18 protein-coding genes and 1 pseudogene are annotated in these 21096 nt (G+C 66.4%); 7 read left to right on the forward strand and 12 right to left on the reverse strand.

Features of this window, described 5'->3' with window-relative positions; translation table 11 throughout:
- The 4 genes from C492_RS23240 to mfnA form a co-directional block, all read right to left on the reverse strand.
- The coding region (locus C492_RS23240; protein WP_008427141.1) for a pyruvate kinase at positions 1-111 on the reverse strand (111 nt) is incomplete at its 3' end.
- A 342-nt stretch (positions 112-453) separates the two neighbouring features.
- Positions 454-2550, reverse strand: a complete 2097-nt coding sequence (gene metG, locus C492_RS20480) for a methionine--tRNA ligase (RefSeq protein WP_008427143.1) — start codon at positions 2548-2550, stop codon at positions 454-456.
- A gap of 260 nt (positions 2551-2810) precedes the next feature.
- A complete protein-coding gene (locus C492_RS20485; RefSeq protein WP_008427145.1) occupies positions 2811-3137 on the reverse strand; it encodes a hypothetical protein in 327 nt (108 codons plus the stop codon).
- On the reverse strand, positions 3137-4234 hold the full coding sequence (gene mfnA, locus C492_RS20490) for a tyrosine decarboxylase MfnA (RefSeq protein ID WP_275040362.1): 1098 nt from the start codon (positions 4232-4234) through the stop codon (positions 3137-3139). The genes C492_RS20485 and mfnA overlap by 1 nt, the downstream gene beginning before the upstream one ends.
- A gap of 225 nt (positions 4235-4459) precedes the next feature.
- Here mfnA and C492_RS20495 point away from each other — a divergent pair, with 225 nt between their 5' ends.
- The 3 genes from C492_RS20495 (at position 4460) to C492_RS24315 (ending at position 5415) form a co-directional block, all read left to right on the forward strand.
- Entirely contained in the window at positions 4460-4810 is a 351-nt protein-coding gene (locus tag C492_RS20495; RefSeq protein WP_008427148.1) for an HTH domain-containing protein, read from the forward strand.
- Positions 4811-4827: 17 nt separating this feature from the next.
- A complete protein-coding gene (locus C492_RS25455; protein WP_338042177.1) occupies positions 4828-5154 on the forward strand; it encodes a type II toxin-antitoxin system PemK/MazF family toxin in 327 nt (108 codons plus the stop codon).
- A gap of 114 nt (positions 5155-5268) precedes the next feature.
- Complete coding sequence (locus tag C492_RS24315; protein WP_160167012.1) at positions 5269-5415, forward strand: hypothetical protein; 147 nt, start codon at positions 5269-5271, stop codon at positions 5413-5415.
- Positions 5416-5806: 391 nt separating this feature from the next.
- Here C492_RS24315 and ppsA read toward each other — a convergent pair whose 3' ends face one another.
- From ppsA to C492_RS20515, 3 genes are all read right to left on the reverse strand, one after another.
- Positions 5807-8149 (reverse strand): phosphoenolpyruvate synthase, encoded by a 2343-nt coding sequence (gene ppsA / locus C492_RS20505; protein WP_008427153.1) that lies wholly within the window; start codon positions 8147-8149, stop codon positions 5807-5809.
- A 150-nt stretch (positions 8150-8299) separates the two neighbouring features.
- Positions 8300-9199: a PhzF family phenazine biosynthesis protein gene (locus tag C492_RS20510; protein ID WP_008427155.1), complete on the reverse strand. Its 900-nt coding sequence runs from the start codon at positions 9197-9199 to the stop codon at positions 8300-8302.
- 47 nt (positions 9200-9246) lie between these two features.
- On the reverse strand, positions 9247-10578 hold the full coding sequence (locus C492_RS20515) for a chymotrypsin family serine protease (protein ID WP_008427157.1): 1332 nt from the start codon (positions 10576-10578) through the stop codon (positions 9247-9249).
- A 130-nt stretch (positions 10579-10708) separates the two neighbouring features.
- On the opposite strand from C492_RS20515, the gene C492_RS20520 reads away from it, so the two are divergent.
- Positions 10709-11404: a phosphoribosyltransferase gene (locus tag C492_RS20520; protein WP_008427159.1), complete on the forward strand. Its 696-nt coding sequence runs from the start codon at positions 10709-10711 to the stop codon at positions 11402-11404.
- A 164-nt stretch (positions 11405-11568) separates the two neighbouring features.
- Here the strand turns inward: C492_RS20520 and C492_RS20525 are convergent.
- Positions 11569-12438: pseudogene (locus C492_RS20525) on the reverse strand (MATE family efflux transporter); the annotation flags it as partial.
- Between the two features lie 70 nt (positions 12439-12508).
- Between C492_RS20525 and mtnP the strand changes: the two are divergent.
- On the forward strand, positions 12509-13363 hold the full coding sequence (gene mtnP / locus C492_RS20530; RefSeq protein ID WP_008427162.1) for an S-methyl-5'-thioadenosine phosphorylase: 855 nt from the start codon (positions 12509-12511) through the stop codon (positions 13361-13363).
- 388 nt (positions 13364-13751) lie between these two features.
- A complete protein-coding gene (locus C492_RS20535) occupies positions 13752-14363 on the forward strand; it encodes a DUF7344 domain-containing protein (RefSeq protein ID WP_008427164.1) in 612 nt (203 codons plus the stop codon).
- 57 nt (positions 14364-14420) lie between these two features.
- On the opposite strand, the gene C492_RS20540 is transcribed toward C492_RS20535, so the two are convergent.
- The 4 genes from C492_RS20540 to C492_RS20555 all read right to left on the reverse strand — a co-directional run bounded on the left by C492_RS20540 (position 14421) and on the right by C492_RS20555 (position 20117).
- The gene (locus C492_RS20540; RefSeq protein ID WP_008427166.1) at positions 14421-15371 is read right to left on the reverse strand and encodes a segregation and condensation protein A; all 951 of its coding nucleotides are present in this window, start codon (positions 15369-15371) and stop codon (positions 14421-14423) included.
- Positions 15364-18945, reverse strand: a complete 3582-nt coding sequence (gene smc / locus C492_RS20545) for a chromosome segregation protein SMC (RefSeq protein ID WP_008427167.1) — start codon at positions 18943-18945, stop codon at positions 15364-15366. The genes C492_RS20540 and smc overlap by 8 nt, the downstream gene beginning before the upstream one ends.
- A 62-nt stretch (positions 18946-19007) precedes the next feature.
- Positions 19008-19316: a DUF7518 family protein gene (locus tag C492_RS20550; protein WP_008427169.1), complete on the reverse strand. Its 309-nt coding sequence runs from the start codon at positions 19314-19316 to the stop codon at positions 19008-19010.
- 84 nt (positions 19317-19400) lie between these two features.
- A complete protein-coding gene (locus C492_RS20555; RefSeq protein ID WP_008427170.1) occupies positions 19401-20117 on the reverse strand; it encodes a helix-turn-helix domain-containing protein in 717 nt (238 codons plus the stop codon).
- A gap of 121 nt (positions 20118-20238) precedes the next feature.
- Here C492_RS20555 and C492_RS20560 point away from each other — a divergent pair, with 121 nt between their 5' ends.
- A complete protein-coding gene (locus tag C492_RS20560; RefSeq protein ID WP_008427171.1) occupies positions 20239-21096 on the forward strand; it encodes an SDR family NAD(P)-dependent oxidoreductase in 858 nt (285 codons plus the stop codon).

Genomic DNA, 21096 nt, shown 5'->3' on the forward strand with positions numbered 1-21096 from the left:
GTGGCTCGCGTTCAGTCGCGCGACGGACATACCCGCGTCGGCCAGCGCCGCGATCGACTCCCGGTCGTCCGAGGCCGGACCCAGGGTACAGACGATCTTCGCGTTTCTCATGTCGTCTGCTAGCGCGAGCGCAGTCAAAAAGCTGCCTGGTTTACTCGGACACGAGTAATCGATTACCCGTCGTGTGCCACGGGAACCGTTTTCCGACGTTCGCCTCAGATCCGAACGAAGTTCGAGGATCACGATACCACGCTCGAGGACGACTCCGGCGTTCCCCCTCGAGGGGCGAGCGATCCGGAAGAGCGACCCTGACATCCACCCACGACTTCAGTCGTGGCGTTCTCCTCGAATCACTGTAACCGCCGGGAGGACGACCCGGCGGATCTACGCGGACGGAACGACTTCGCAGCGCGATTCCGATCCGACCGAGAGGCCGTCGAGGACGCCCTCGATCTACCGGACCTTCTCGCCGACCTCGCTCTCGCCGTGGGTCGTCAGCAGGTCCGCCTCCTCGCCCGCCGCGAGGACCATCCCGTTCGATTCGACGCCGAACAGCTCGGCGGGCTCCATGTTCGCCAGCAGGATACACTTCTGACCGGGCAGCTCCTCGAGGTCGTGCAGTTGCTTGATCCCTGCGACGACCTGGCGGGTCTCGAACCCGATGTCGACCTCGAGGCGGGCGAGGTCGTCGGCACCGTCGATCCCCTCGGCCGCCTCGATTCGCCCGACGCGGATGTCCAGGTCCTGGAACTCATCGAAGCCGATGCGGTCCTCGAGCAGGGGCTCGAGGTCGTCAGCGGTCGTCTCGTCGTCTGTCATACCCTCGGCTTCGTCCGAGTCCGTTTCGTCGCTTTCGGTTTCGTCCTCTCCTCCCGCTGCCGCGACCCGCTCCTCGAGCTTCTCGTTGAGCTCCGCGACGCGGTCGTCCTCGATCTTCTCGAACAGCTCGCCGGGTTCCTCGAAGTTCCGGGGCGGCGTCTCGAGGGCGGCCTCGAGACCGGCGTCCGCGATGTCGCTCTCCTCGCCGATCTGGTCCCACAGGAGCTGGGACTTCTCGGGGGTGATCGGCTCGAGCAACACGGCGACGGCCTTGGCGATCTGGACGCAGTCGCGGATGACCTGGGCCGCTTTCTCCGGATCGTCGTCGGTGAGCTTCCAGGGCTCGTTGCGCTGGATGTACTCGTTGCCGAACTGCGCCAGGCGGGTCGCTGCCTGGCCGATACCCCGAAGCGAGTAGTCGTTGACCGCCTCGCGGACCTCGCCGATGGCGCCCTCGATGCGCTCTTGGACCTCCTTGGAGACGTCGGCGTCCGGGGTGCCCTCGAAGTTCCGGTAGGCAAAGAGCAGCGAGCGGTACCAGAAGTTCCCAACGGTCCCGACGAGCTCGCCGTTGACCTTCTCCCGGAAGGCGTCCCAGGAGAAGTCGACGTCCTGCTGGAGGCCGCCGGTCGTCGTCAGGTAGTACCGCAGCAGGTCGGGGTGAAAGCCCTCCTCGAGGTACTCCTCGGCCCAGATCGCGCGGTTGCGGCTCGTCGAGAGCCCCTTCCCGTTGATCGTGATGAAGCCGGTCGCGGCGACCGCACGGGGGGCGTTGTAGTCGGCGCCCTCGAGCATCGCGGGCCAGAAGATCGTGTGGTGCTGGATGATGTCCCGACCGATGACGTGGACGATCTCGCCGTCCGCTGTCCAGACGCGCTCCCAGTCGTACTCCTCGGTCCCGACTCGCTCGCTGTACTGTTTCGTCGAGGCGATGTACTCGATCGGGGCGTCGACCCAGACGTAGAGGACGACGTCCTCCTCCTCGGAACCGGGGTAGTCGATGCCCCAGTCCATGTCCCGCGTGAGACACCAGTCCTGCAGCCCCTCCTCGATCCACTGGCGGGGCTGGTTGCGCGCGTTCGAGGTGCCCTCGAGGCCGTCTAAGAACTCGGTGAGGTAGTCGGCGAACTCCGAGACCCGGAAGAACTTGTGGGTTCGCTCGCGGTACTCGGCGTCGTTTCCGGTGATCGTGCTCGTCGGCTCCTCGATCTCGCCGGGCTCTAAGTGGCGCTGGCAGCCCTCGTCGCACTCGTCGCCGCGGGCCTTCGCGCCGCAGTACGGACAGGTTCCCTCGACGTAGCGGTCGGGCAGGTACTGGTCGGCGTCGGGGTCGTAGGCGACCTGGATCTCCTTCTCGTAGACGTAGCCCTCCTCGTCTAAGGTGCGGACGATCTCCTGGGTGAGTTCGGTGTTGGTCTCGTCGTGGGTGTGGCCGTAGTTGTCGAACTCGACGTTGAACTTCGGGAACGTCTCCTCGTACTGTTCGTGCCACTCCAGCGCGAACTCCGCGGGGTCGACGCCCTCCTGTTCGGCGTTGACCGCCACGGGCGTGCCGTGCATGTCCGAGCCGGAGACGTACGCGACCTCCTGGCCCAGCGTCTCGAGCGCGCGGCTGAACGCGTCCGCGCCGATGTATCCTCGCAGGTGACCGATGTGGAGGTCGCCGTTGGCGTAGGGCAACCCGCAGGTCACGACCGCGGGACTGTCCGTCGGAAATTCGTCGGTGCTCATATCTGTGATCTGTCGGTGGCGGGCGTAAAACCCGCCGGTTTTCGGTCGATCGTTCGAACGGGACGAGCCGCGTCTGCGTCGGGACGAGCAGCCGGGTTTCGAGCCCGCGCGACGACCGTATGACCGGCGGTTCGCGGTTCTCCTCCCGGACGGGGCTAGCGCTGCATCCGCATCGAACGAGCACCGATCGCAGCGCACGCCGTCATCGTACTCCGTCGTCGCTCCGCGAGCGACAAAAACCTACCGCGCGCTCGCTCGAGTCACTCCCTCGCGCCGGAGCCCGCGGTCCAGACGTCCGGCAGTAGGCCGGCTCGGCCGCCCAGCAGCGACGCGAGACCGACGAGCATGGATCCGAAGAAGACGACGGCGAACGGCGCGCCCCCGAGGGGCAACACCGCCGCGACGGCGGTGACGACCCACGCCAGCCAGGCCAGCGCCTCCCAGGGCCGACCCCCGCGGAGCCGCCAGGTCGACAGCGACAGCAGGAAACCGCCGAGCAGCGCCGCGACGGCGGCCCCCTCGAGCACTGCCGAGGACGCGGCGAGACCGAGCACGCCGACGAGCGCGACGCCGTCGAGTCGGTCCATCAGTCGTCGCCGACGACGGGAACGCTCGCGCGCACCTCGAGTCGGTCCAGATCGGCGACGAAGGAGGCGAGCATCTCGCGGGTGACGTGGGGCATACAGACGACCCGGAGCTCGCCCGTCGCGGTCCGGGAGATGCGCCAGCCCTCCGCCCGGAGCGCCTCGAACGTCGGTCGGGGGACCGACGCCGCGACCAGCGGCAGGGTCGGGTCGACGACCTCGTACCCGCGCTTCTCGAGGGCGTCGGCCAGCCACTCTGCGTTGCGCTGCGAGCGAAGGTACTGCTCGCGGTAGCCCGCGGGCCACAGCGTCCGCATCGCCGCCACGGCGCTTGCGACGCCGGCTCCCGAGCGGGTTCCCGTCAGCGTCGCCTGGGCGGTCGACTCGAGGTAGGGCGTGTCGACGGCCAGTTCGTCGAGCAGCGACTCCGAACGCGCGAGCAGTCCGCCCGCGGGCACGGCAGCCCGGCCCATCTTGTGGGGATCGATCGCCATCGTGTCGACGGGCGCGTGATCGAATCCCCACTCGTAGTCCGTAAAGGGGAGAACGAACCCGCCCCAGGCGGCGTCGACGTGGAGCAGGGCACCGACCGAGTCGGCGATCTCGCCGAGTTCGGGAATCGGATCGACCCGACCGTACTCCGTGGTTCCCGCGACGCCGACGACGAGGGCGGTGTCGGAGTCGACGCTGGCTCGAACCGCCTCGAGGTCCGCGCAGTGGTCACCGTCGGTCGGGACGAGCCGGAGCTCGACCTCGAGAACGTCTGCGGCTTTCTGGAAGCTGAAGTGGGCCGCTTCGGAGACGACGACGTTCGGTCTCGGCGAGTCGGCCCGCTCGCGGGCGATCCGGACCGCCTGGACGTTCGCCTCCGTTCCCCCGCTGGCGACGTAGCCGGCGGGGTCGGCCAGACCCGCGACCTCGCCGAGCAGGGCGACGGCCTCGTCCTCGAGGTCGGCGACCCGCTGGTAGGTGGCGGGATCGCCGGGGTTGGTCGCGAGAAACCGTTCGGCCGCATCGCGCGCGTCCGGGTGGGGATCCGTACACATCGACGAGAGGACCCGGTCGAACGCCTGCGGCTCCGCTTGCATATCACTCAGCAGTCGGGTCAGCCGCTTAGTAGTTGCGTTCTCGCCGAACGGCCCGTGCTCGAGAGTGGCGAACGGGTCGGGGTCCACCACGAGCGCTACGAAACGCTCGTCGGTATCTCCGAGCCCGATGTGTATCAGACCCGGGCGAAGCTGCTTCACGTACAAAAGATCTATTTAGTACATAGCCTACAGCATACACCGAGTACATTCACGTAGCTAGGTGACGAAGACACGAGTATGTCGATCGATATCGATCAGTTCGACGAACGCTCGTCCGAGGAGTTAGCGGAGCTGAGCAATCCCGAACAGGTGCTGAAGTTCCTCTACGAGAATCGGGATCGAGCGTGGAAGGCCAAAGAAATCGCCAGTCGGACGGGGATCAACGAAAATTCGATCCATCCCGTACTCTCTCGACTCGAAGATCGAGAGCTCGTTCGCCACAAGGGACCGTACTGGGCGATCACCGACGATACGAGTAGGCTGCGCCAGGCCTACGATACGCACAGAGTAACGCAGTTGTTCGACGATCTCTACGGCGAGGAGGATCGTGACGAGTGGATCGAGGCGAGCGAGCAAGTTGACCACTGAGTTTCGATCGCGGAACGATCGTCTACGCGGACGATCCGTTCAGAGACGATGATTCGGGCAGACCGTGGGTAATCATCAACACGTCGGAGATGCCGTTTCACGGCGATCAGTACATTGCCTTGGCTCTTACGACGAAAACGTGGTACGACGAGCGATTGCCGATCGACGAGGACGATCTGATCGACGGCGGACTCCCGAAAACGAGTTCGATTCTCCCGTGGGCTGTTGGAGCTCTCGGTCCGGACGAGATCGACCGCGAACTCGGCACGCTAGCGGACGCAGTCGTCGACGCGGCGGTGACGGATCTCACCTCCTACTTGGGAGTAGACTACAACGAGAGCTGACGGGCGTCCGAAAGGACGAACATCCGGTTCGAAACCGTCAGGGACGCTCCGACGATCAGGCGACGGTCTCGATCGATCCGAAGACCTACCGTCTGACAGAACGTATCAGCTCGTATGCTATCGCGAAGAACGCTCGCGGTGCTCGACTTCCTCGGAAACGCGACGGCCGTCCTCGTCCAGCTGTTTCTCCCGGAACGAGTCGGCCCGAGTCGAACGGCTGCGACGGGAGGGCTCGCTCGAGGACCCCGCCGCCGAGAGTAGCCGTTCCGGAGACGAGCGCGAGGTGACGTTCGACGACGCGCGGACCGCCTCCGCGATCGGCGTGACCGACGAGATGGACCTACCGACCGTCCGACCGCGCTGGGCGCTTCTCGGGGCGGTCGTCGCTGCTGGCTACTGAACGCTGCTGGATCGGAACGTCGCCGGGGTGCGTCGCTCTCGGCTCCGTCGAGCCTCGGTCCTCGCGGGCGTCTGGACGGCCTGGTTCGCGCTCGGGTTCGACGACCGAGATCGGCTCCACAGCTCGGTCTCGGGTCGACGATCGACACGCTCTGTTACCGTGCGAGATACGGGCTTCTAGGCAATCTTCCGGACGAATAACCGCGACGCGGACGAAAAAGACTCGACAACAGCCGGGCTGTGACGGCCCGAATCAGCGTACCGAGTCGAGGAGCAGTTTCTGTTCGACGCGTTTGACCTCGTGTTGGACGTCGCGGACGGCGTCGATGTTCGCCGAGATCGAGTGGATCCCCTCGTTGACGAGGAACTGGACCATCTCGGGTTTCGAGCCGGCCTGGCCGCAGATGCTCGTGTCGACGTCGTGTTCGCGGCAGGTCTCGATAACGTCGCCGATCAGCCGCAGCACGGAGGGGTGAAGCTCGTCGAAGCGGTCGGCGACGTGCTCGTTGTTGCGATCGACCGCGAGCGTGTACTGGGTGAGGTCGTTCGTTCCGAACGAGGCGAAGTCGATCCCGGCGTCGGCCATCTCCTCGACGGCCAGCGCCGAGGCGGGCGTCTCGATCATCACGCCCCAGGTGCGCTTCTCGGGGTCGATCCCCGCATCGGTCATGAGCCGTTTGGTCCGGTAGACGTCCTCGGCGTCGTTGACCAGCGGGAACATGATCTCGACGTTGTCGTAGCCCATCTCGTAGAGCCGCCGGAACGCCTCGAGCTCGTGGCCGAAGACGTCGGGCCGATCGAGCGAGCGGCGAATCCCGCGGTAGCCGAGCATCGGATTGTGCTCGGCGGGTTCGTCCTCGCCGCCCTCGAGCTGGCGGAACTCGTCGGTCGGGGCGTCCAGCGTCCGGACGCGGACGGGACGGGGGTAAAACTCGTCGGCGACGCCGCGAATCCCCTGGACGAGCTCCTTGATGTAGGCGTCTTCACCGTTGTCCTCGATGAACTTCGCGGGCGTCTGATTCAGCGAGAGGATCATGTGCTCCGTTCGCAGGAGTCCGACGCCGTCGGCCCCGGTCGCGGCCGCCCGCTCTGCGGCCTCCGGAATGGAGACGTTGACTTTGACCTCGGTCGCGGTCATGGGTTTGACCGGGGATTGCGGGCGGACCTCCTCGACGGGTTCGGCCTCCTCGTCGGGCGAGACCGTATCGCCCTCGAGGACGGCGCCCTTGTCGCCGTCGAGCGTGACGATCTGGCCGTCCTCCAGCGTCGTCGTGGCGTTGGTCGTGCCGACGATGGCGGGAACGCCCAGCTCGCGGGAGACGATGGCTGCGTGGCTGGTCATCCCGCCCTCGTCGGTGATGATGCCGGCGGCGCGTTTCATCGCGGGTACCATGTCGGGCATCGTCATCTCGGTGACGATGATGTCGCCCTCGCCGACCTTGTCGAGCTCGTCGAGCTTGGTGACGATCCGGGCCGCGCCGCTTACAGTTCCCGGACTCGAGCCCAGGCCGTCGACTAACACGTCGCCCGTTCCGGTTCCGGCCGCGCTCTCGGAGCTATCGGCGGTCTGGGTCTGCGTTCCACTGCCGTCGGTGAGCCCCTCCGTGATGTCGCCGGTCTCGGTAGCGCTCGTCGCGTCGGCGTCGCCCTCGTCGATCGTTGTGATCGGTCGCGACTGCAGCATGAAGACCTCTCCGTCGACGATCGCCCACTCGACGTCCTGGGGGGTGTCGTAGTGGTCCTCGACGCGCTCGCCGAGTTCGACGAGCCGCTCGATCTCTCCGTCCGAGAGGACGCGAGCGGTCCGTTTCTCCGGCGGAACCTCGATCTCTCGGGTCTGGCCGGTCTCCTCGTCTTTGGCGTGCATCACCTTCTTCTCGGCGACGGTGACGTCGACCGATCGGTCCTCGCGGGAAACGACGTAGTTGTCCGGCGAGACGGCGCCGGAGACGACGGCCTCGCCCAGGCCCCACGCGGCCTCGACGATCATCGTCGGATCGCCCGTCGAGGGGTGGCTCGTGAACATCACGCCCGATTTCTCGGCGTCGACCATCTGCTGGACGACGACCGCGATGTTGACGACCGAGTGGTCGAACCCCTTCTCCTGGCGGTAGTAGATCGCCCGCTGGGTGAACAGCGACGCCCAGCACTCTCGGACCCGATCGAGCAGGTCCGCCTCGGTGACGTTCAGGTACGTCTCCTGTTGCCCGGCGAAGGAGGCGTCGGGGAGGTCCTCGGCGGTCGCCGAGGAGCGGACGGCGACGAACGCCTCCTCGCCGTCCTCGCCGACCTGCCGGTAGGACTCGAGGATCTCCTCGCGTAAGTCGTCGGGAAACGGCGTCTCGAGGATGAGTTCCTGTGCGCGCTCGGCGGCTTCGGCGAGCGCGCTCGAGTCGTCGACGTCGACGTCGACGACCGCGAACAGCTCCTCGTCGATGTTCGCGTTCTCGATGAACGATCGGTAGGTCCCCGCGGTTACGACGAATCCGGGTGGGACGGGAAGTCCAGCGCCCGTGAGCTCGCCCAGGGAAGCTCCCTTGCCGCCGACCTGCTCGAGGTCACCGGCGCTGATTTCGTCCAACCAGAGTACAGCCATCTGTAGCTGGAAGGTCGCCGGACCGGCTAAAGAAGGTTGCGAACGGACCGCACGATTCACAACTCGCGGTCGAATGAGTTTGCCACTCAAGCGGCAATTTTGACGCGTCGGGGTCGCTCGGGCCGCGTTCGGAGCGCTCGCGAGACCGGGCTACGGCTCGATGATTTCGTCGTCCTCGTCGTCCGGAACGGCGATGCGACCGTCGAGGGCCGTCACGCCGCACCCGCCCACTCGGACGCGGTTCTCGACTCGAACCGAGACGGTTCCGGGACGGTCGACGTAGTGGCCCTGCTCGAGGCGCAGCTCCTCGGGGAGGTCGTCGTCGAACGCGCCGAAGCGGTCGAGGTACGCGCCGACGGCCCCGCTCGCGGTTCCCGTGACGGGATCCTCGGGCACGCCGAGGCCGGGTGCGAACAGCCGCCCGTGCAGCGTCGACTCGCGCTCGAGGGCGTCGAACGTGAAGAGGTAGATCCCGGCCGCCTCGAGCTCGGCGGTCAGCTCCTCGATCGCGCTCGCGTCGGGCTCAGCCGCGCCGAGATCCGAGAGGTAGGTTATCGGGACGATCAGGAACGGGAGTCCCGTCGAGACGACCGCCAGCGGGATATCGTCGCTGGCCCCCTCGAGCGCGGCCGCCTCGACGCCGAGGGCGTCGGCGACGCGATCGTAACCGACGTCGACCTCCCGGATCGTCGGTTCGTTCTGCGTCATCCAGACCGTGCCGTCGGCCTCGACCTCGATCTCGAGGACGCCGACGTTCGTCTCGAGGGTCGTCGTTCCCGGCTCGAGTCCCTCCTCGCGGAGGTGGGCGTAGCTGCCGATCGTCGCGTGCCCGCAGAGGTCGACCTCCTGGCTCGGCGTGAAGTATCGGATGCGGCGGTCGGCCTCGTCGCTCGAGCGGAGGAAGGCGGTCTCGCTCAGCGCCAGTTCCCGGGCGATCGCCTGCATCTGGTCGTCTGCGAGCCCGTCGGCGTCGGGGACGACGCCGGCGGGGTTTCCCGTCAACGGCTCGTCGGTGAACGCGTCGACCTGCAGGACCCGAATCGTCTCCATACGTCGGCCTCGAACGGCCGCGGTATCAAACCATCGCCGTCGGGGCCTCACTCGAGGACGCCGCCGCGGAGGGAGACCGTGGCGGTCGTCTCCGAATCGTCCGGGATCGGGATCTCGACGGCGACCGCGCGCTCGCGTTCGTCTCCCTCGAGCTCGAACGTTCGCCGTTCCCCGCCGACCTCGAGCCAGTACTCGCCGGCGCCGTCGGCCGCGACGACCACCGTCGCGGCGACGGTCGTTCCCGGTCGGGGGCGCTCGTCGAACGTGAGCGACTCCAGCTCGAGCGTCGGGCCCTCCAGGGCGACCTCGAGATCGGTCGCGAAGGTGGTCGTGTAGACGGGGGCGTCCCGCTCGTCACCCGCGTCGTCGCCGTCTTCGTCGTCTCCGCCGTCGTCGACCGCGTCGTCCTCGCCCGGCTCCTCGAGGAGGATTTCGACCCCGAGTTCCCGCTCGACGTTCCCGATCCGGTTGCAGATCGTCTGCTGGGCCGAGCCCGCAAACAGCAGGCCGACGAGTTCGCCGTCCTCGAGGAAGACCGGGGAACCGCTGTCGCCGCCCTCGGACAGGTAGCCCGCGATCAGCTGGTCGCGAAGCGTCACCGTCCCCCGCTCGGCGCCGAACTCGACCGCGACGCTCGCGCTCGTGGCCTCGACGGTGGCGCTGGTAACCCCCGTCGTCCGTCCCGTCTTGGTCACCGTCTCGCCGCGGAGCTCGCCGTACCCGTCCCGGCGGACGCCCGTCGGCCACGCCTCGTCGAGTTCGGCGTACCGATCCGACTCCCGCTCCGGGTCGACGGACCGCGCAGCGACGTCGACGCGAACGCCGTCCTCGACGGGGACGTAGCCGACGAGTTCGCCGACCTCGTCGTCGGGACCGCCGCCGTCGTGGGGCGAGGGCTGGAGGATCGACTCGCCGAGGTCGGCCGCGTTCGAGCGCGCGTAGACGTGGTTGTTCGAGAGCCGAACGAGGTCGTTCGGTTCGATCACCTCGTCCCAGAGCGCGTCGCCGTCTCCCGTAACCCGCGCGGGGTAGGGGCCCCCGGTGCCGGCGGTCAGGTTCGCGTTGGCCTCGCTCGCGCCGGCGGGAACCGGTCGCCGACGATCGCTCCTTCCCGCCGCGGCCTCGGAAACCGCCTCGAGCGTCGACAGCGCGTCGAACCCCTCCCGTTCCTCGTCGTAGCCGGCGTCGACGACGTCGACGGTGACGTCGACGTCGTCGACCTCGCGAACCCGTTTCTCGACGTCGTCCTCGTCCGCGAGCGCGTCGGGGGGCAGTTTCTGCGAAACGAACACCCGCACCTCCCGTTCGTCCTCGTCGTAGTCGACCCCGATGACGTTCCTGCACTCGAGCAGGTACTCGAAATCCTGGGTTGTGGGCATAAGTTGAAGTCATAGCGTGTGCGTACCGAATCCCCTTAGCTGTGCGGATGTGTCGCACGCCTCGAGGCGGCGCTCGATTCAGTCCAACTTATGAGGACGGGGCGAATTCCTTCGGATAGGTGGCCACCAGATGTCCGACCTACCGGACGATTTCGACTGTACGATAACGAACTGGGACTACATTTACAGCCTCTGTCGCGACGTCAGCGGCGAGGTTCGTCGTGACGAATTCGAGCCGGACGTCATCGTCGCACTCGCCCGCGGGGGCTGGTTCGCGGGCCGCTGTATCTGCGATTTCCTCGGTCTCGACGATCTGACGAGCCTGAAGATGGAACACTACGTCGGAACCGCCGAGAAAAGCAACGAGCCCTCCGTTCGGTACCCGATGCCCGAGGGCAGCGTCGAGGGAAAGGACGTCCTCATCATCGACGACATCGCCGACACGGGGGGATCGATCGAACGCGCCTACGAGTACGTCGACGAGCGCGACGCCGACGAGGTCCGCACCGCGACGCTCCAGCTCCTCCAGACCAGCGAGTACGAACCCGACTACATCGGCGAGCGCCTCGAGGAGTGGACCTGGGTCGTCTACCCCTGGAACTTCATCGAGGACATGATCGATCTGATCTCGGGAGCGATGGAGCGGGCCGACCAGGAGACGTTCACCAGCGAGGAGATCCGCCACTACCTCTCGGAGTTTCACAGCATCGAGCGCATGGAGATGGAGATTGCCCAGCCGAACCGTCTCCAGGAGGTGTTGCGGGAGATGGATCGGCGGGACGTCCTCGAGATGGTCGACCACGGCGAGTGGGCGCTGGTCGAGTAGTCGACCGACGTCGGTCGCCGACGCTCCGAACGGTACCGAGATCGTCCTCCGAGCGTTCGCGTTCGAGGACGCTTCGAACGGAGTCGCCCCGTATCACGCTGCCGCGGTCCGCGCCCGAAAGGACTACCGACGGACGAAACCGCTCGAAACGCGTGAACGGCCGATTACTCGACCGACTGCGCCGTCGCGGGCTCCTCCTCGTCGTTTCCCCGTCGGGACCGCTCCTCGCCTTCCGCGTCGACGAGCGACCCCTTCCACGTACCGCGGGCGAACCACGCGAGCGCTGCGAGCGCCCCGATAACGTCGCCGGCGACGACGCCGACCCAGATGCCGGCCGTTCCCCAGTCGGCGACGAAGATGAGGACGTAGCTGACCGGAACGCGCGCGACCCAGAGCGTCACCACCGAGAACACCAGCGCCGTCTTCGTGTTACCCGCGCCGCGGAACGCCCCGAGAATCACCTGAAGAACGCCCATGAAGACGAACATGGCCGCCGCGATCCGCAGGTAGGTCGTTCCGTAGGCGAGCGTCTCCGCCCGACCCGCCTCGTCGGCCGTCAGGAAGACGCCGACGATCGGCTCGGGGAACAGGACGGCGATCGCCCCGGCCGCGAGCATCACCCCCGCGATCGCGCCCGAGGCGATCCAGGTCGCCCGCTCGGCGCGCTCGGGCCTGCCAGCGCCCAGGTTCTGGCCGACGACGGTGTCGGTCGCCTGACCCATTCCCATCGCCGGGAGGAAGGCCAGCGAGATGAGCCGGTTGCCGAGCCCGTAGGCCGCGACGACCGCGGGCGGGAACGTCGCGACCATCGCCGTCATCCCCACCATCGCGAGCGAACTCATCGACTGTTCCGCCGCCGTCGGCACCCCCAGTCGAACGATCTTCGAGACGTACCCGAGGCGAGGAACCAGGTGATCGGCCTCGATCTCGGGACCGACGTCGGTGCACCACAGGAGGTAGAACCCGATCCCGGTCGCGATCGCCCGCGAGAGGACCGTCGCGACGGCCGCACCCTGGATCTCGAGCCGCGGAACCGACCTCCGTTCGGCTTCGTTATCCGTCCGTATCGTACCGTTTACGTCCCCGCCCGTTCGACGTCCGTTCATGACCATCGGAGTCATCGGCGGCAGCGGGATCTACGAGGCACTGCCACTCGAGAACGTCTCGACGAAGTCGGTCTCGACGCCGTACGGCGAGCCCAGCGAGGACGTCACTCTCGGCGAGCTCGGCGGGAAAGAAGTCGCCTTCCTCCCGCGTCACGGCGAGGACCACCAGCACACGCCGACGGGAGCGAGCTACCGGGCGAACATCTACGCGCTGAAGTCCGTCGGCGTCGATCGGGTGATCTCGACCAACGCCGTCGGCAGCCTCCGCGAGGAGCTGCCGCCCCGGACGCTCGTCGTCCCGGACCAGATCTACGACCGAACGAAACACCGCACGCCGACCTTTTTCGGCGACGGAATGGTCGTCCACATGAGCTTCGCCGAACCGTACTGTCCGGCGCTCGCCTCCCACCTCGCCGACGCCGCCCGCGAGGCCACCGACGCCGAGGTCGCCGAGGAAGGAACCTACGTCTGCATCGAGGGGCCCCAGTACTCGACCCGCGCCGAGAGCGAGTTCTACCGCGAACAGGGGTGGGACATCGTCGGCATGACGACCGTCCCGGAGGCGAAACTGGCCCGCGAGGCCGAACTGAGCTACGCGACCGTCGCCGGCGTCACCGACTACGACGTCTGGAAGGAAGACAGCGAGGTCACCCTCGAGGAGGTACTCGAGAACGCCGAGGCCAACCAGGAGTCTATCAACGCCGTCGTCGAGCACGCGATCCGAACGATGCCCGAGGACTTCGAGAGCGAGGCCTGGTCGGCGCTCGAGGGGACGATCAACACGCCCTCGGAGGCGATCCCCGAGGAGACCCGCGAGCGAATCGATCTGTTGGCCGGCCAGTACCTCGACTGACGCCAGTTCATTTCGCGGAACGGTTTTCGTTCGGAAATCGGTCCGTTATCGATCGCGTAGCCGCTTCGTAACGACCGGATAGTGAGTCCCACGTTCCACGGGTGGCCGACGGCGTCGGCGACGGGACCGTTATGAGTATCTTATCCGAGTTCTGCGATCGCATCGCATACCAAATATCGTTGGAACAACCCCTATCACCGTCTCCCCCGTTCCTCCGTGTAGGAGACACAAGCCGCCGGAGCGACCGTCGATCGCGAAGTGCAACAGTTGTGCACTTTTTAACCGATTAATTTCCCGTTAGACTGTATTCTGCACAAATATATTCAGAAAGTGAGATTGTCAAGGGAAGTTTTATGTATGTTCGGATACCAGTAGTGAACTGAAGAGCATGACCCTCGAAACTGACCGTTCCGCCCACACATCGGACGACGCGGAGGAGATGGAGTCCGACGAGACGCCGGAGCTCTCAAGCGACGATATCTTCCACCTTCTCCAGACGAACCGCCGTCGGGACACGATCCGGTACCTCCTCGAGGAGGAGGGTGCAGTCAAGATGCGCGACGTCGCCGAGTACGTGGCCGCCCGCGAGAACGACACGACGATCGCGGAGCTCTCTTCGACCGAACGTCAGCGCGTGTACATCCCGCTGTACCAGTCCCACCTCCCCAAACTCGACGAGGAGGGCGTCGTGGAGTACAACCAGCCCCGGGGAACCGTCGAACCGACGGATCAGCTCGAGATCTTCGCCCCCTACATCGAGGCGACCGAGAAGGGGACGGCGGAGCTCGACTCCCGACTCGCGAGCGATCGTGCGGTCCGGGAGTATTACGTGACCGCGGTCGCTGCGAGCGCGAGCCTGCTGTTGGCCTCCGCGCTCGGACTCCTCCCGATTCCCGGCGTCGCCCTCGCGGCGATCATCACCGCGCTGTTCGCGCTGATCACGCTCGTGACGAACTTCTCGCAGTTCAGGGAGTCCGCGGGCAGTCTTACCGCCCAGTAGTACCGTTCTTTCGTCCCGCGTCGTTCGTGTGTACGGCAGGGTCGTCGAACCGGTCGCTCAGTTCGCGACCGGTTCGACTCGATCGCCGTCGGAGTCGACCCGCCGAACCCAGAGGTCGCCGAACAGTTCGTCCTGCTCGAGCGCGATCGCTCCCCGGTGTGACAGAAAAAGTACGGCGAGATACGTCATCACGCGCGACCCGCCGGCGTCGTCGATCTCGGCGTACAACACCTCGTCTCTCCCCCGGTCGTAGCGCGACTCGAGTTCCGCCTCGACGTCGTCGATCACCCGCTCGATGTCCTCCTCGTGGGTCGTGTGCGTGACGTCGTCGCTCGTCGGCTCGTCGTCGACGCGAAACCGATCCTCCGCGTGGTAGCTCAGCTCCTGGACGCCGCGGTCGTACCCCCGCGGGGAGTCGCTCGTATCGTAGCTCCGGGAGTCTTTCCACCACGTGTCCCGTTCGGCCTCCCGGAGGTCGCGAACTAGCTCGTCGAGCGTCTCGGGCTTTCCGCGAGCGTGTTTGCGCTCGAGACGGCGTTCCATCTCCGCCTCGAGTCCCTCGACGGGGTCGAACGCCGGCCCCTCGCCCGGCTCCGGATCGGGTCCTTCGTCGGCGAATGGCGCCTCCCAGGGGGGAAGCTCCTCCTCGTCGGGCTCGTCGGCGCCGAACAGCTCGTCGCTTTTCATCCGCAACAGGACGCTCGCGTAGAACAGCGCCCGACCGGAGGTCCGCAGGTCGGCGTCGTCGAGCGCCTCGAGGAACCGATCGGTCACCTCGACGATGTCGATATCCCAGGGATCGATCTTGCCGTCCTCGGCGAGCTGGACGAGCAACTCGACGGGCTCGACCTCCGCGTCGTCTCCGTCCGCCGCCGACTCGGAGTCGTCCGCCGCCGACTCGAGGCCGTCGAACTCGAACACCGCCTCCGCGTCGCCGGGGCGGTCGCGGTCGCCGTGGCCCGCGATGTCGAGCGGGATCTCGCCGTCCGCGTTCGGATCGTCAGTCATCCGCGGGCACCTCGTCGCGGTCCCCGTCGCTCAGATCGATCCCGGTCACCGCGCTGACGTTGTCCCGCTGCATCGTCACCCCGATCGCCCGTTCCGAACGATCGAGCATCGCCGAGCGGTGCGAGACCACGACGAACTGGGCCCGGCCCGCCAGCTCCTCGACCATCTGGCCGACCCGCTCGGCGTTGACGGCGTCGAGGAAGGCGTCGATCTCGTCGAGCGCGTAGAACGGCGCCGGATTGTGGCGCTGGATCGCGAAGATGAAGGCGAGCGCGGTCAGGGATTTCTCGCCGCCGGACATCGCGTCCAGTCGCTGGATCGGCTTGTCGCCGGGCTGGGCCTTCATCGTCAGCCCGCCCTCGAAGGGGTCGTCCTCGTCCTCGAGGTGAAGGGATCCGGTCCCCTCCGAGAGCTGCTCGAAGATCTCGGTGAAGTGCGCCGAGATATCCTCGTAGGCGTCCATGAACGTTCGTTTCTTCTGGGTCTCGTACTGCTCGATTCGGTCGCGGATTCCCGCCGCCTCCTCGACCAGCGTTGCCTTCCCCTCCTCGAGTTCCGCCAGCTCCTCGCGGACCTCCTCGTACTCCTCGATCGCGAGCATGTTCACCGGCTCCATCGCCTCCATGTCCGTCGTCAGGAGCTCGATAGTCTCGAGGACGGTCTCGTGATCGGGCACGTCCTCGGGATCGTAGTCGCCGACCTCGTCCTCGAGGCTCTCGATCTCCCACTCGAGGTCCTCGAGCCGTCCCCGCTTGTCCTCGAGTTTGCTTTCGACGGCGTTGACCCGATCCTGCTGCTGGTCGCGTTTCGTCCGAGCGTCGGCGAGCTCCGCCTTGAGCTCGCTCCGGTCGTCTTTGAGTTCGGTCAACTCCTCCTCGAGCTCCGCGACGGCCTCGTGTTTCGCCTCGAGTTCCTCGCGTTTCTCCTCGATCGTCGCCTCGCGATCGGCGATCCGGTCCTCGTGGTCGGCCTTCCGGTTCTGGGCCTCCTCGATGTCGTCGCGCAGCTCCTCGATCGCGTCCTCGGCGTACTCCTTCTCCAAGCGCAACTCGTTGAGCTCCCCGTCGAGCTCGTCGATGCGGTCCTCGCGGTCGTCGATCTCGGCCTCGAGGGCCTCGATCTGCTCGGTGAGCTCGGGGATCTTCGAGTCTTCGAGCTCGGCCTCGAGGGACTCGATGTCGGCCTCGATCTCCTCGATCGCCGCCGTTTGCTCCTCGATCCCGTCGGCGATCTCGGTCATGCGCTCGTCGACCGACTCCCGCTTCTCGCGCAGCTCCTCGAGTTCGGCCTCGCGGTCGGCGATCTCGTCCCGGATCGTCTCCCGGTCGTCCTCGATGCGCTCGAGTTCGCTCTCGATCGAGCGGACCTCGTCGGCCGCGTCGGTCTGACGGTCCCGGGCGTCGTCGAGGCGCTCCTCGACGCTCCGGACGGCCTCGCGCAGCGACTCCCGTTCGTCCTGGAGCTCGGTGATCTGGCTCGCGACGCGCTCGAGCTGTCCCTCCCCCCCGCCGGTAAAGGAGTACCGCGAGCCCTTCCGGGAGCCCCCGGTCATCGCGCCGCTTTTCTCGACCAGGTCGCCGTCGAGCGTGACCATCCGGTAGTCGCCCGTGTACGAGCGGGCCGTCTCGAGGTCCTCGACGACCAGCGTGTCGCCCAGCACGTACGAGAAGATCCCCGCGTACTGCTCGTCGAACTCGACCAGATCGTACGCGAAGCCGACGATGCCGGGATCGGTCGGCGCCGACGGCAGACGGCGCTCGTGCATGTCGGTCATCGGGAGGAAGGTCGCGCGCCCGGCGTTGCGCGATTTCAGGTGTTCGATACACCGCTGGCCGACGCCGTCGTCGTCGACGACCACGTTCGCGAGTCGCCCGCCCGCGGCGGTCTCGCAGGCGACCGCGTACTCGCCCGGCACCGACCCCAGCTGAGCGACCGCGCCGTGGACGCCGTCGAGCCCCGCGTTGAGGATCGTCGTCACCGCGCGGCCGAAAGAGGAGTCGCCGCTCTCGCCGGCCTTGGCCTCGAGCTCGGCGTACTCCTGTTGTTTCGACTGGATCTCGTCCTCGACCGCTTCGAGGTCGGACTGGACGTCCCGCTTCTCGGCTTTCAGGTCCTCGACGACGTCCGCGATGTTTTCGCGGTTCGCCTCGGCCTTCCGTAGCTCGCGCTCGAGGTCCGACTCCCGCTCCTCGAGTTCGGGGAGTGCCTCGCGTTTCTCCTCGATTTCGGCCTCCGTCTCCTCGATGGCGTTCGAGCGCCGCCGGGCCTCGTCGAGCAGGCGATCCTGTTCGCGCTGGAGGTCGTTGCGCTCGGTTTTCGCCTCCTCGAGGTCGTCCTTGCGCTCGGCCAGTTCGGCCTTGAGCTCGTCGAACTCGGTGTCGACGGCCTCGATTTCGGCCTCGAGGTCGTCGCGCTCGGTCTCTCGCTCCTGGATCTCCGTTTTGATCGAGGCCTTCTCGAGTTTGTGCTCGCGAACCTCGCCCTCGAGCTCGTCGATCTCCTCTTGCTTGCGGTCGATCTGGACGAACGCCTCCCGGCGGTCGGACTCGGCGGCCTCGATCTGGTCCTCGCTGGCCTCGATCTGGTCCTCGAGCCGCGAGATGTCCCCCTTGAGCTCCTCGATCTCGCCTTTGATCCGGAGCTGTTCGTCCTCGCCTTTCCGTTCGATCTCGGCGTTTAAGTCCTCGAGATCCTCCTGGAGGCGAACGACCGTCCCCTGGCGTTCGTCCAGCGTTCGCCGGCGGTCCTCGAGGTCGTCCTCGAGGTCGTCGACCGCGTCCTCGAGGGCGCCCCGTTCCTCGCGTTTCTCCTCGAGCTCGCTGGCCTTCCGGTACCCCTCGTACTCCTCCTTCTCGCGGCGAAGTCGTCGGTAGCGAAGCGCTTCCCGTCGTTCGTCCTCGAGCTGGTCCAGTCGGTCGCGTTTCTCTTCGATACGGAGTTCGGCCTCGTCGATGCGCTCCTGGACCGTCTCGAGCTCCGCGAAGGCGTCTTCTTTCTTGGCGTCGAACTCCGCGACGCCGGCGATTTCGTCGATGATCTCCCGACGGGCGTGGGGCGTCATATTGATGATCTCGGTGACGTCGCCCTGCATGACGACGTTGTACCCCTCGGGGGTGACGCCGGCCTGCGCGAGCAGGTCCTGGATGTCCGAGAGGTTCACCGAGCGATCGTTCAGGTAGTAGTAGGAGTAGTAGTTGTCCTCGGTCTCTTTCACCCGGCGACGGATGCGGATCTCGTCGACGTCGCCGACGTCGTCGCTGCCGGCGGCGTTGACGATCTGTGAGCGCTCGAGGGTCCGATCCGAGTTGTCGAGGACGACCTCGACGACCGCCTCGCGGGGGCCCTCGGACGAGGAACCGTCCTCGTGGCCGGGGTTGTAGATGAGGTCGGTCAGTTTCTCGGCGCGGATCCCCCGCGTCCGGGCCAATCCCAGCGCGAAGAGCACGGCGTCGATGATGTTCGACTTGCCGGAGCCGTTCGGCCCCGTGACGACCGTGAAATCCTCGTAGAACGGAATCTTGGTCTTTCTCCCAAAGCTCTTGAAATTATCTAAGACGAGCGCCTTGATGTACATACCCTTCTCGAATCCTCCGTCAGCTCGGCCGCCGCGGGTCGACCGTCGGTGCGGTCGTGCGGTTATGCGACGATAATGTCGTCGCTACCTGAGTCTTCCGCTTCGTCGGCGTCGCCCTCGTCGGTCGCCTCGGCCGTCTCGTCGACGTCGTCGCCCTCGGTCTCGGTCGGCTCCGCGCTCGCGCTCTCCTCGACGGCCTCGCCGTCCTCGCTGCGTCGCTCCGGAACGCGCGTCGGCGTGTCGGCGTCTAGCTCCGACTCGAGGACGCGGATTCGTTCTTTCGCTTCGATAAGTTCGCTGGTCAGTCCCTCTACGGTCGACTCGAGTTCGGCGACGGTCGACTCGAGCTGCTCGACGCGGTTGTTCGGCATACCTCCTAGGGAATGGTCCGGAACCATAAACGTACGTCAGACACAACTAACAGTTCTGGTAACTTACCGGAATCGGCCGCCGGATCAGCCCTCCCCGCGGTCGTCCAGTTGCTCGATGGCTCCGAGTGCGGCGTTCAGGATCTTCCGCTCGCACCGTCGGAGGTTCATCGAGACGGCGGTTTTCGAGATATCGAAGTGGTCGGCGAGCTCGTCGAGAGTCGTCTCCCGGGGCGTCTCGTAGTAGCCGTTCCGGGAGGCCGCCTCGAACGTCTCTCGTTCGGTGTCGGTCAGCGACCGACAGCCCTCGAGCAGTTGGCGCGCGCTGCCCGAGTTCTCGAGCAGGTCGAACAGCGTCGTCGGCCCGAACTGGTCGCGGTCCTCGACCGCGTAGTCGTTGTGGCGCTCGAGTTCGGCGAGGGTTCGGTCCTCGGCCTCGTCGTCGTCGAACCCGACGTGCCAGCGCTCGCGGCCGTCCTCGATCCGAAACGGACCGGTGATGTAGCCGTCGTTTCGCTGGATCGCCCGCATGGCGTTGGTCTGCTCGATCGTCGTCCCGATCTGGGCGACGTCGTCGCGCTTCGAGAGGATGTAACACTCCCGCATGTTCGGATGATCTCGGAGTTCCCGAAGCCCCTGGTCCAGCGCCCCCGCGGATCCCCCCCTCGCGACGAGTCGCGTCTCGAGTTTCTCGGCGTCGGTGTCGAGTTGCCACTGGACCGCCGAGAAGGCGACGTCGACGTCGTCGGTGGTGTCGATAAACGGGCAGTCGTACTGCCGCATGTCGAGATCGAGGTCGATCATCACACGAGACGGAATAGCATAATAAGAATATTAATCGTTTGCATTTTCGACGCGTCACGGACCGGCGCCCGTTGATATGTTAACGGGGCCGCTTTAGCTGGTTGCGGTCCAGCTACACGGTATGTCACAGGATCAGGTGAGCCCGCCGACGGTCACGAACGACGACATCCACAGGATCTCGGACGACGCCTTCACCGAACGGAACGTCTGTCTCGTCACTGGCGGCGGCTCCGGCATCGGTCGGGCCACCGCGCTGGCGGCGGCGGGCAACGGGCTCACGGTCGCGATCACGGACATCGACGAGGACGGACTCGAGGGGACCGTCGCTCGCGGCGAGGAACTGGGCCTCGAGGGGGAGATCGTGCCGATCGTGGGCGATCTCACGGTCGACGACGACATCGAACGGATCGTCGCCGAGGCCGCCGAACTCGGCGATCTCAAGTACCTCGCGAACGTCGCGGGGATGCAACACATCGACTCGCTCGAGGAGTTCCCGATGGAGACCTACGATCGGCTCCACCGGATCATGCTCCGGGCGCCGATCTACCTCTCGAAGCTCTGCGTTCCGCACTTCCGGGACACCGAGGACGGACGGGGCTGCGTCGGGAACATGGCCTCGGTCCACGCCCACTACGTCACCAGCGACAAGGTCGCGTACAACGTCTCGAAGTTCGGGCTGCGCGGATTCACCCAGTCGATCGCCGCCGAGGGCGACGGCGAGATCCGCGCGTTCTCGGTGAGCACGGGCTACGTGAAGACCCCGCTCGTGACCGCCCAGCTCGAGGACACCGCCGAGCAGCGCGGCATCAGCGTCCAGGAGGTGATCGAGGACGTGATGCTGGGCCAGTCCCGGGTCACGGAGATGATGGAGCCGATCGACGTCGGCAACCTGTTCGTGCTCGGCTTTTCGGATCTCGGCCGCCACCTCGACGGCGGCGACCTGTTGTTTGATGGGGGCATGACGCTAACCTACGAGTGA

The sequence above is a fragment of the Natronococcus jeotgali DSM 18795 genome (assembly GCF_000337695.1).
Taxonomy (GTDB): domain Archaea; phylum Halobacteriota; class Halobacteria; order Halobacteriales; family Natrialbaceae; genus Natronococcus; species Natronococcus jeotgali.